The following is an 11,489-nucleotide window of genomic DNA, read 5'->3' as shown; positions in this document are numbered from 1 at the left end:
AAATTCACTGAGGGCGCAGGATGCCACAGGCTATGGCATCAGCAATGTTTGTTTAGTTGCACCCTTTGCTGGTGATGACAACTTTGCCGTTCACCATTTCATAACCAGCGTCAATTGCTTGGCAAATCGCACTGAGTCTCTGTTTAAGGTTTTCATCATTGAACTGGGCACTAATGCTGCAATTCGCGAGCATATCATGATCATAATCAATCACAATACCGTACATGTCCTGTAAAGCTTTAAAGACCTGGGACACAGGCATATCATCGAAAATCAGCTCCTTCTGGACCGAAAGCTCGGATAGCAGCTGCCGGTTGATTACCATTCCTTTTAGCAGCTTATTATCTTTCCGGTTGAACACAGCCTGTTGATTGGGATCGAGCACAATCATTGAAACCTTCTTATCCGGCTTCTTTTGCAGCGTCTCATATTCTGTTTTTGGGTAAACAGACACCCGACCGGTCCTGACCAGCACCATTACCGTATTTTCCCGATCCAAAGCCTTCACCCGAAAGCTTGTTCCCAACACTTTCGTAACGGTTTCATTGGTATAAACTAAAAATGGACGATCAGGATTTTTAGCCACATCAAAGAATGCTTCGCCGGTTAAAACGACTTTTCTTTCTCCGTGTGCAAATGTGACGGGGTAACATATCGTGCTTCCCGGCGACAATGTTGCCACGCTATTATCACTCAGAAAAACCGTCATTTCCGTTTCAGTGGCATTTTTTTGCACGATTATAGAGTCAACCGCGCTGCTTTTCGAGCTTACCAGAACAGGACTATCCGGGCGATTATGCGTTTTATAAAACCACAGACCCACTGCCGACACGAACACAAAAATGGCAGCGACACGCCAGAGTGGTTCTGCGAGTAAGTGATAAATGCTTTTGTGCTTGTGTGTATTTTTTTGAAGCTCGGCCAATCTGCAAATTTCTCCGATTTCATGTTGCAGCATTTCATCGCTCAGGTTATCCTGATACATGTCGGATACAGTCAGCACGAGTTCTTTCGCCATGCCGATTTCTGCGGCCTTATCCGGATTTTCAGCGATCCATTTAAGCCAGAATGCAGTGATTTCCGGAGTAGGGGCTATCACCCATTTCCGGAACCTTTCATCTCTGGCGAAGTCTTCAACCGTATGATGGCGGTAACCCATAAATAAAGCGTAAGGTCTTTAAATATGTATGTCCGTTTTTTGGGTTGATATAACCAAAAAAATGAAAATATTTTTTGAAATAGTGATAAAATAGCTTTCAGAAGCGTGAATGCGCGGTTTAAAGAAGGGATGCTAAAACAAATAAAGCCCATACAAATTGCGCGGGTGCCCATATCTGCCGGATATCTTTCAATGTGCGGTGCAAAAGATTGGAAACGCTTTGACGTCCCAAACCCATAATGTGGGCAATGTCTTCGTTGTCAAGGTTTTGGTAAAAGCGCAGGTAAATGATTTCCTGCTGCCTTTTGGAGAGCAGCGTAATAATGCGTTGCAGGTGACTGGACTGGGAGTGAGCGCTTTCATCCGCAATGATCTGCGACTCGACAGGCGCATCATCCTGCACAATATCAAAATATTCCTGACCCGGTTCCTGAAAGCGTTTCAGACGAATGCCTTCCTTGATCAGCTTGTGTCTCAGTGCTTTGAGCAGATAGGATTTTACAAATGCGGTTTCTGAAAGATGCTCGCGGCGTTCCCATAATTCGAGATATAGTTCCTGGATGGAATCGCGGATGAAGTCGGGATCAGATGAAAATTTGGTGGAGTAGTTGTAAAGAGCGCGGTAATGCACCTGAGCTAGCTGCCCCAATGCGGCAGAGTCTCCAGCCTTGAAACGCTGCCAGAGCTGGATATTAATGTCAGAAAGGTTTGATATGTTTGCTTCGTTATTCAAAACTTTGGACCATTAACATTGTTTTAAAATTTCAATGAATTATGCTATTGAAAGCCGCACGTAGTTTTATTCTCTTTTAATATTTCAGGAAGTGTGATTTTAGTAAAAAATGAGAGGAAGAACTTGGAAAAAGATGGCTGTGCTGAACAGGAATCTGTGCAACACAGCCATTTACGCGGGATTTGAATCTTACTTGGTCACTTTCAATTTACCCTGCATTAATGTGTAATGTCCTGGGAATGTGCATACATACTGGTAAGTGCCAGTCTGTTTCGGCGCAACAAAATAGATGCTTTCGGATTTTTCAGGCTCCACAATGTTGCTATGGAACAGAACGTCGCTTGTTCTGGGAACGTAGTTCAATTCCGAGCCTTTCAAGCCCAGATTAAGTCCTGCCTCACCAACCGCATTGGCAGTTCCAGGCTTGGTAATCACCAGGTTATGGAGCATATCGTCGTTGTTATTAAACACAATTCTAACACGGCTCCCAGCTTTCACTTGAATTTCAGAAATATCGAATTTCAATCCCGGAACGGTGCCGATCGTAATCGTCTGATCCGGGCCGTTGGTCCAGCTGGCAGGCATTTCCACCACACGCTTTGCGGACGGTGCCGAATTAGCCGGTTCTGCGGATGCACTGGCAGCAGTGTGGGCACTGTGGTCAACCGCAGCCGCCTTAACCGTTGTTGTAAATGCCGATGCATTCACCGGATTGCCCGACGCAATTTCATTTAATGTATAATAACCGGTTGCATGCAGCAATGAATTGCCATCCGCACCTTTCACGCCTTCCGCCTTGATTTCATGAATATAACCCTTGCGAAGCAGGGCCGGATCAAGCACCAAACGCACTTTCAAGCCATCTTCTGAAACTACAATTCCCTTCAAAGGCACTTCCTGCGTGTTAACGATCGGGCTGCCGTAGGTTTGGTGGTATTTGTAAGTGAAGCTGTTGAGCTTGTAAGCATCCTGGTCCGCAGCCGCTTTTTTGTCGACCGGGCTTGTGAATGTAATTTCAAAACCATCCGGCATAGAACGCACGTTTTTCATTTCAAATGGCATCTTACCTGTCCATACCAGTCGCTGAATGCCGAATTCCTGCTTACCGGTTGCTGACCAGCCACGGCTCGTCTGGCCTACAAACATAGAGCCATCCAATCCCCATTCCATCCGTAAAATTCCGGACATAAACCCTTCACGGAAAGGGAAAACGGTTCCCTGCCATACGCCATTCACTTTTTCCAGATCCACGCGTGTAATAATGCTGTGTCCCTGATCCCCCACGAACATTTGTCCGGCAAAAGGACCGAAAGCGCCGTTGGTAACATCTTCTTTGAAATCCGAAGTGGAGATTCCCACGAGTGTATGCGGGAACCAAACAGCCGGCGCCTTCAAGCCAGGCAGTTTTTTGGCAACATCATAAAGTGGCTCGCCCGTGTTCGGGACGTCGGAAGGAGTCAGTTTCACAGGTGAACCTTCTTCCTTGCTCCAGCGCAAACCAGCCGGGTTTCCTGCAAAATCGCCCTTTTCCAGATGCGTCATACGGCCGGAGCCAACCCAGTCGCCCTGGTTTTCAGTATAAAAAATATCGCCTTTGTACGAGCCGAAGCCGGAAGGGGAGCGCAGGCCTGTTGCATAGGGGGTCAATTTGCCATCTTCTCCCAATTTTAGCATCCAACCTCTCCATTTAGACTGGCTCGCACCGCGTCCTACCCAGTCGAGGTTCAATGTTACCAGCAGCTCACCATTAGGCATGGGCACAGGGCCGTAGGAATATTGGTGATAATTGCCTGATAATGGCCATTTTGCAAAAGAATCATAAACGTCGGCAATGCCATCATTGTCCGTATCCACCAGACGCGTAACTTCTCCGCGTTGGGAAATCAAAAAGTCTTTTCCACGATATAAAAGCCCCAACGGCTCGTGCAAGCCCGATGCGAAACGGTGGAACGATGGCTGTCCGTCGCCTTTCAGATAGGGGTTACCGATCATCCAGACTTCACCGCGGCGCGTAGAAGTGGCAAGGCGGCCATCGGGAAGCACTTGCATGCCGCCAACTTCCATTTTAATGTTCTCGGGAATTGGAATGGTGATGATCCGGTAAAAATCATCCTCTTTATTTTGCTTGGATTGCGCATACGCCGAGACACATCCCAGTGAAATCAGCGTCGTTAATAGTATATTTTTCATTGATTGAGATCTAAGAATATGGTTACCAGAACATCGTATATGTTGTCGAATCGGACACTGGCAACACCAGCTCCTGATTATCTCCCGCAGGCCTCACCATAGCCTGTGCCTTCTGGTTTACCTGAACATAATAGCGGTTATCGATCTGGAAAAGGCCGTTTTTGAGGTCGGTAATCTGCTTTCCTGAACCCAGCAGTGAGTAAATGGCTCCGTTTGGCTTGCCTTCCACAGTGAATGTGCGGGACATTCCTTTGTCATTGGATATGATCTGATCACTTACGGTTGCAGAACCAATCGCGTAGCGGAACACCGGAAATCCTTCCGCGTTGATTTTATAGCCCAGGAAGTTAATGTTTGAAGAATCCGGCCAGGTCGTTGCTTTATCGGCCAAAACGGCCAGACTGCTTCTGCCTGAAACATGCACAGCTAGTCCAGCAGGGGTCAGCAATTGCGGCTCGCCTCTTTCGTACCACATTTCGGTAACATTGGCAAAATTCCCACGCCAAGCCTGCAACATGGCGCCGCGGTTCAAGTCGATCGTGTAGCTCCATCCCTGCGGACTTCCTACTGAAATGCAATGTGTGCGTTTGTATTTCTCGCCGTCGATCTGGATAAATGAACGCACCATTTCGGGTTGTTTGTCGGGCGTGACGCTGATATAAGGCTTTGGCTCGGGTTCAGGAAGCGACGAAAGCACATGCAGGTCGTAAGGACGAATGCCCGCCTTCTCCACGCGAAGTCCCAAAGCAGGCTGTCTCCACGGAAAACGTGAGTAATGTATTTTAAACTTATGTGCTCCCTGCGTCAAGTTAGCAGAACCTGTATGCGTTTCCTGTGAAGTGCTTTCGCCCAGGCTCATCACACTTTTACCGTCCACCTCAAAATCGAACATCGGTCCTGAGTAAACGCTTGTGAAAATGTATTCGCCAGCTTCCTGCACATCCATATCGCCCTCGTAAACAAGGTGAAACTCACGCATCCCGTTCGTTACTTCCTGCGTTAATGCGGGTGACTTGCCTTCATGTGAAAGCTTGCTGTATTCCTTCGCATCCCACTTGTCGGAGTAAACTTTGTAGGCGAGATTGTTCAACGTCAATGTCTTACGGCTTGCCAGCAACTGGTAACCCAGGTTTTTGAAAGCAATCGTTCCTTTGTTTACTTCAAATGAAAGCGGCTTGCCTTCGGCAGTGGCTTGAGAATTCGGGAGGTAAACTGTTTCAAGGACCGTCACGCCATTCAGCGAAAGCAGGTTCAAACGTGCCGAATTGGCAACGCCCGGAACAGCTGCATCATAAACGAGTTCAAGTGTTTGCCAGAGCCCGGGTGCTTTTGAAGCGTTTTGTGTTGGAAATTGTCCGATAAAACCGGAGGTGGATGCATTGGCATCCCGCTGCTGGCTGCTATCCGAGATTCTTACTTTCTGTCCGCCGGGGAGTACGATGTAACCTTCTGCGCCTGGCGAAACCATGAATTCGGTTGAAAGGCGCATATCGCCCGCTTTCAGCTTGGTTGTAAGGGATTTACCCGGACTGCCGATCAGGATGCCTTCGCCTGATTTGGTTTTGGGTTTTGCGTTCCCCGTCGGGTGAATTGCCACGTCGCTTTGCACGGACCAGTTGGGGCTGGCGCTTTCAAATGAGCTGAGGTCTTTTAAGGGAAGCAGGGAGTAATTTCCTTTCGCTGTCTGGCCCATAACCATTATGGGACAAGTCAGAAAAAGCATGGAAACTTTCTGAATCAAATGACGCATTGGATATATTAAGTGTATTGTTCACAATTAAAAAGCGAAGTTCGCATTTTGCTACTAATATATCCCGTTAAATTGTAATTAATTTTTAAATAAATAGGGTTTTCTTCATAGGGCTAAAACCTCAGGTTTGCCGTAAATAGCAATGCCAATCACTTCCGTTGCATTTTTATTAAAATAGTTGGTTGGTAACTTGGCTTTCAGCGCATTGAAGTCTTCATTTTTGACTATGAATTCGACGCTTTGTCCGGTCGCAGGATCATTGAGGATCAGCGCCGAGCGCAGGAACAACACTTCATATTTCCCCGACTTTAAATCAGGCGATTTTGCCTCTTTTTTCTGAAAAATTTTAATGTTTTTCGGGCTTGCGGCCGCATTATGAAGCGTAATCGACAGTTCCCGCTGGTCCTCCACATCTTTCGCAGCAACGTCAACCTGGCCAGCTTTTGTATAAAATCCATTGTGTTGGTTTGCAAGGTTTGCAGCGTCATACAGGAACGTTTGCTGTGCAACGTCCCTGGTTGCTCTGTTGCAAGAGAACATGGCCAGAATAACAAATAAAAGCATTAATGCACGGATTGGGGACGGATTTTTCATGGTTTCAGATTTGAAGTTAGCTTACCTGTTTGCAATGGAATGCATGATAGGAGGAAATAACTGCTAATCAGCATTCTGATTTTTTAACGGCTGGTATGCCTTATCCTGCGTAGTGGATTTACGGTTTGCGGGAAAACAAAAAGACCGCTTTTTCAGGGCGGTCTTTTTTGTTAACAGGAGTGAAAACAGGATTATAGTATCATTTGTCCCACCAAACCTTGGTGTTGTAGTTATCGGCGCCTTGTCTTGATACGGCTTCGGCCAGGCTGGTGGGGTTTAATGTTTGTTCGCTTCTTGGGTAGGCGAAGCGGACGGGGACTTTACCGCTGTTTACGTTGTCGACGCCCGGGGTGATGGTTGGGATGCCGGTCCTTCTCCAATCGAACCAGGCTTCCAGGCCTGTGAAGAAGAGCGCGATCCATTTTTGAGTGCCGATCAATGTTAATGCATCGGTTTCGGAATAGGCCGAGCCGGGAGTTGTGAGGTAATTGGCTGGCATTGTGACATTTGCATAGCCAAATGCAGCTTTAACGCCTTCTTCGTAGTGAATCTTTGCCGTCTTCGGCGATTTTACCAGACCTTTCTTCACAGCCTCAGCTAAAATGAATTGCAGTTCCGGATAACCCATAATGTAGCCCTTGGCAACATTCAAGCCTCTTTCTGTGATCGAACCTTTGTAGAATAATGATCCGGCACGCGACACATTGTTGGGGCCGCCGTTGTAGTCCAGGGCTGCCACTTCATTCAGGCCGTTGGGGACGCCTACGTATTTGGGCGCGTTGGCAGCAACGGATGCGTCGGTGGGCTGTGCAAAAATGGCGATGCGCGGATCGGCCAATGCGGTGAGCTTGTCGCCGAGATTTTTACTTAAACGAAATTCATCAAAAGACCCCTGGCGCGCCGTATACAAGGGAAATTGGTTAGGAGCGGATGTAAGATAACGCAAAACTCCGTTGTCTTCGTTCTTGTTGGCATCGCTGAAAACGGGGTTTGCAGTCGGGTTGTCAATGATCGCCTGCATATCCGCTTTCACATCCTTTACATTGGAAATCCGCATCAGGTAACGCAGGCGCAGGCTGTTTGCCAGTTTTTTCCATTTGCTTACATCACCATTATAAATCAAGTCTCCCACAACGACTTCTCCCGGTCCAAGTATTTCGTTGGCGGTTTTCAAATCGGCCAGAATGCCGTTATATACTGCTTCCTGCGTTTCGTATTTGGGTTGCAAAATGCCTGTAACACCTTTTGTTGCTTCTGAATAGGGAATGTCTCCGTAAGCGTCTGTCAGCAAAGAGTACATCCAGGCGCGCATAATGAGCGAAATTCCTTTGTAATTATTGGCTTTGTTGCGGTCACTGATCTCGATGAGCAGCTGCACATTCCGCAGGTTGTTATACATATTCTCCCAAAGTCCGTCGCGGTCGCCCCAGGTGTAACGGTCTTCTGATACGAACTGTATTTTGGCAGTATGCTGGATCACAATGTTGCCTATGGACCAGCTTTGGTCGACCATCTGGTTCACAGCTGTGCGGATAATGCCCGGCAGCAGCAGATCCGGCGTTACGGCCGTGATGGCGTTGGGATCTGTATTTTTCTCAACAAAATTGTCTGTACAAGCCGGCAGAAAGAAGGCGGCGGCCAGGATCATTAATGTATATTGTCTTATCTTTTTCATATCCTTAAATGTTTGCCTCAGTTAAAAAGTAAATCCAAGATTGAAGCCCCAGCTGCGTGTGGTAGGCATTCCAACTGATTCAATACCAGGAACGATGGTGCCGCCGCTCAGCGAAGAAGTTTCCGGATCCACGTGCGGCACTTTGCTCCAAACTGCAAGATTTCGTCCCACAACGGAAACATTAAGTCCCTTAATCTTTGCGCGTGACAGATATCTCGCTGGAATAGCATATCCCAAACGAACCTCTCTCAATTTGGCATAGGAAGCGTTGAAAATCCCGCCTTGCGGAATGTCGCGATTACCCGTGCGTGACTGGTGATATTCCCTGGCAGTGAGTTTCACATCATTCACGCGATAGCTTCCGTCCGCATTTTCGATCACACCTTTACCAATTACGCCGTTGCCAGCCTTGGTAATGTCGTAGCCATCGGCACGTCCTTCGAGTGTCTCTTCCAGCTGTCCGGCTTCCAGACCTACTACAAATGTTTCGGAGAAGATCTGACCGCCGTGACGGATGTCAAGCAATCCGCTCAGGCTGACGTTCTTATAGGTGAATGTGTTCCTGATTCCGGCCATCCAGTCGGCGTTGTAGTTTCCTACTTTTACCAGCTTGCTGGTGCCCATGAAACGTCCCGATTCGTTAAAGATCTGCTGTCCGAAGTAAGGGCTGTTCTTGTCTTCCACTTTCTTGAAACCAATGGCATACATATCACCCATGCGCTCACCTACTTGGGCACGAATGGATACGCCATGGCGCTCTGCCATTTGATAATCAGTCACTTCGCCGTCAAATTTGACAACCTTGCTTCTGTTTGCCGACCAGTTTACATTGACATCCCATTTGAAATCCGAAGTCTGGATAGGAGTGCCTGTAAGCATTACTTCATACCCGTAATTCCTGATCTCACCCGCATTGACGATCCTGTCGCCAAAACCGGAGGTAATGGAAACCGGAACGGATGGCAGGATCTGGTTTTTTGTATTGATATTATAAAAAGTGAAATCAAGTCCGGCGCGGCCTTTCAGAAAACGCCATTCTGTCCCGATTTCAAATGAGGTGCTGATCTCCGGTTTCAAATTGTAGTTAACAAGCCTGTTGGTAGAGTTGTAAATCGGATAGTCTCCCCATGGATTATCGCGGCTGTAACCGGAAGTAAAGCGATAAGGGTCCGTATCATTACCAACCTGTGCCAAACTCGTGCGGACTTTACCAAACGAAACCCATTCCGGCATCGTAACCACGTCGCTCACCACTGCGCTCAATGATGCCGATGGATAGAAATAGGAATTGATCGTTTGCCCTAGTGAATCGGCTGCCACAGGAAGCGTTAATGCCGTTGACCAGTCGTTACGCGCTGTTACGTCGAGGAAAAGGAAGTTCTTATAACCAAACTGCACCGATCCGTAAACGCTGTTAATGACCTTGTTAATGTCGTCAATGGAGCTTACAAGTGGGATTCTCGTGTTATTGAAACTAAAAATACCGGGGATAAGCAACTGAGGAGCAGTTACTTCCAGGTTATTCGTGTTGCTGATCTGGCGGTTAGCGCCAAGGTTTGCACCGAATGTAAAATCCTCGCTGAACTCCTTATTAGCACTTAATAAGAAGTCAAAGTTGGATTCACCGTTCCGAACGCGCTCTTCACGATAGCTTCCGAAAGGGAAACGCTGCGTACTGAATGCCCTGCGACGTTTTCTGAGCTCGTTATTAAAGTCCGTTCCGCCGCGTAATTGCAGGCTCAACCAGCTTGTGAAATCATATTTAAGAGAAATATTTCCGAAGATGCGGTTGGCATTCTGGCTGTTTGTATTCTCGTAAAGGTTGAAATACGGGTTGTCGTGATAGTTATAGTTGAAGTTATATTGCTGTCTGTTTTCCATTCCGGGAATCCAGTAATCCTTCAAACTATTCAGATCCACGTGCTGACCCATCCAGCAATGCAGAAGATAAATGATGCTTTCTGTTCCGTAAGTCAGGTTAGGGCGGTTGTCGCTTTGGCTGTGCACATAGTTTGCTGAAATACGCACGCTTAATTTCGGGGACAGGTTATAGCCCGAGTTCAATGCAAATGTATTGCGCTTGATATCGGTGTTGGGAATGATTCCTTTTTGGTCCAAAAGTGTGTAAGAAAGACGGAAATCGCCCTTTTCGTTCGAGCCGGTCACCGAAACGTTGGTGTTGTTGGTAATCCCTGTCTCGTAAAAGTCTTTCAAATTATTTCCCGGCACGAAAGGTGTTGGTGTAATGGTGCCGCGTGCTGCCAGGTCTGCAGGGGAGCCCAAAATGCCGTCATCGACCAGTGAAATGTCGCCGCCGCGGTAACCGTTGGAAGTAGGAGAGTTGGCCTGTGCAATCAGGCGGCCGTCCATTTGCGGTCCCCAGCTTTCGTCTACGCCGTCACGGGTCCCACCGCCGCTTCCGTCTACAAACGAAAATTCACCATTATTTCCCTGGCCATATTTACGTTGGAATTTCGGCAGGATCAATGGGTTTTCAAAAGTCACGCCCGCATTCACCGAAACGCCCAGCCCTTTGCTATTTTTACCGGATTTCGTTGTGATCACGATCACACCATTTGCACCTCGTGATCCGTAGAGCGCCGATGCATTCGCACCTTTCAGCACAGTCATGGATTCCACATCGTCCGGATTAATCAGCGATGCACCGTTTCCGTAATCCAGTTCCTGAAAATCGCGGCCGCTCGACCCCGTCAAGGCATTGGTGATAGGCACCCCGTCGATCACGAACAAGGGTTGATTTTTATTGATATCAAGTGACTTGTCACCCCTGATGGTTATACGTGCTGATCCGCCGATGCCGCTTGGGCTGCTCATGACCTGCACACCTGCCACTTTTCCGGCCAGCCCGCTGACGAAGTTCGTCTCGCGCGCCTTATCCAGGTCGCCGCCCTTTATTTCCTGGACGGCATAGCCCAATCTTTTCGTTTCCTGCTTGATACCCAGGGCCGTAACCACCACTTCGTTCAGGTTCCTGGCGTCGGGTTTCATAAGAATATCGATAACCGACTCGCTGCCGATGGCCACTTCCTGGGATAAATAGCCCACATAAGAGTAAATCAATGTGACTGCATTGTCGGGCACAGTAACGGTATAGCGCCCTTCTGAATCGGAGATTGTGCCGGATGTTGTTCCTTTGAGCACGACGCTAACGCCCGGCAGTCCCAGGCTGTTTTCGTCAGTGATCTTTCCGGTGATGGTTCGGTCGGGTTTGGCTGCATTGGCCATTGTTGCTGCGAAAGTGGCCAGGAAAATGAGCAGCATTGCTAATCCTTGCTGGCAGAGCCGCGGAATTTTCCGGCTTTCAATTAGTGGTAAAAGTTTGTTTCGCATAAAAATGAATTTTAACGGTTGTTGAACTAAAATTCTG

The 11,489-nt window shown here is 47.8% G+C and carries 7 protein-coding genes; all 7 read right to left on the bottom strand.

Translation table 11 applies throughout. From position 1 onward, the window contains the following. Nucleotides 1–52 precede the first annotated feature (52 nt). The 7 genes from NFI80_RS06795 to NFI80_RS06765 all read right to left on the bottom strand — a co-directional run bounded on the left by NFI80_RS06795 (nt 53) and on the right by NFI80_RS06765 (nt 11,452). Nucleotides 53–1,159 carry a FecR family protein gene (locus NFI80_RS06795; protein ID WP_235163708.1) on the bottom strand — a complete coding sequence of 369 codons (1,107 nt, stop codon included), beginning with the start codon at nt 1,157–1,159 and terminating at the stop codon, nt 53–55. A gap of 118 nt (nt 1,160–1,277) precedes the next feature. Continuing rightward, the gene (locus tag NFI80_RS06790) at nt 1,278–1,892 is read right to left on the bottom strand and encodes an RNA polymerase sigma factor (RefSeq protein ID WP_233798427.1); all 615 of its coding nucleotides are present in this window, start codon (nt 1,890–1,892) and stop codon (nt 1,278–1,280) included. Nucleotides 1,893–2,081: 189 nt separating this feature from the next. Next, nucleotides 2,082–4,082 (bottom strand): plastocyanin/azurin family copper-binding protein, encoded by a 2,001-nt coding sequence (locus NFI80_RS06785; RefSeq protein WP_233798426.1) that lies wholly within the window; start codon nt 4,080–4,082, stop codon nt 2,082–2,084. Nucleotides 4,083–4,104: 22 nt separating this feature from the next. Then, nucleotides 4,105–5,832, bottom strand: coding sequence for a 3-keto-alpha-glucoside-1,2-lyase-like domain-containing protein (locus tag NFI80_RS06780; RefSeq protein ID WP_235163709.1), 1,728 nt, complete (start codon nt 5,830–5,832; stop codon nt 4,105–4,107). Nucleotides 5,833–5,937: 105 nt separating this feature from the next. Next, entirely contained in the window at nt 5,938–6,426 is a 489-nt protein-coding gene (locus tag NFI80_RS06775) for a hypothetical protein (protein ID WP_235163710.1), read from the bottom strand. Between the two features lie 199 nt (nt 6,427–6,625). After that, complete coding sequence (locus NFI80_RS06770; protein WP_235163711.1) at nt 6,626–8,101, bottom strand: SusD/RagB family nutrient-binding outer membrane lipoprotein; 1,476 nt, start codon at nt 8,099–8,101, stop codon at nt 6,626–6,628. A gap of 21 nt (nt 8,102–8,122) precedes the next feature. Continuing rightward, the gene (locus NFI80_RS06765) at nt 8,123–11,452 is read right to left on the bottom strand and encodes a SusC/RagA family TonB-linked outer membrane protein (RefSeq protein ID WP_235163712.1); all 3,330 of its coding nucleotides are present in this window, start codon (nt 11,450–11,452) and stop codon (nt 8,123–8,125) included. Nucleotides 11,453–11,489: the final 37 nt, after the last annotated feature.

This window comes from Dyadobacter chenhuakuii (genome assembly GCF_023821985.2).
Taxonomy (GTDB): domain Bacteria; phylum Bacteroidota; class Bacteroidia; order Cytophagales; family Spirosomataceae; genus Dyadobacter; species Dyadobacter chenhuakuii.
Note: the sequence above shows the minus strand (reverse complement) of the source record. Positions and strands in the feature narration are given on the sequence as shown.

Coding starts and splice junctions, on each gene's coding strand:
- NFI80_RS06795 (WP_235163708.1), bottom strand. CDS start 1,159: ATGGGTTACCGCCATCATACGGTTGAAGACTTCGCCAGAGATGAAAGG.
- NFI80_RS06785 (WP_233798426.1), bottom strand. CDS start 4,082: ATGAAAAATATACTATTAACGACGCTGATTTCACTGGGATGTGTCTCG.
- NFI80_RS06780 (WP_235163709.1), bottom strand. CDS start 5,832: ATGCGTCATTTGATTCAGAAAGTTTCCATGCTTTTTCTGACTTGTCCC.
- NFI80_RS06775 (WP_235163710.1), bottom strand. CDS start 6,426: ATGAAAAATCCGTCCCCAATCCGTGCATTAATGCTTTTATTTGTTATT.
- NFI80_RS06770 (WP_235163711.1), bottom strand. CDS start 8,101: ATGAAAAAGATAAGACAATATACATTAATGATCCTGGCCGCCGCCTTC.
- NFI80_RS06765 (WP_235163712.1), bottom strand. CDS start 11,452: ATGCGAAACAAACTTTTACCACTAATTGAAAGCCGGAAAATTCCGCGG.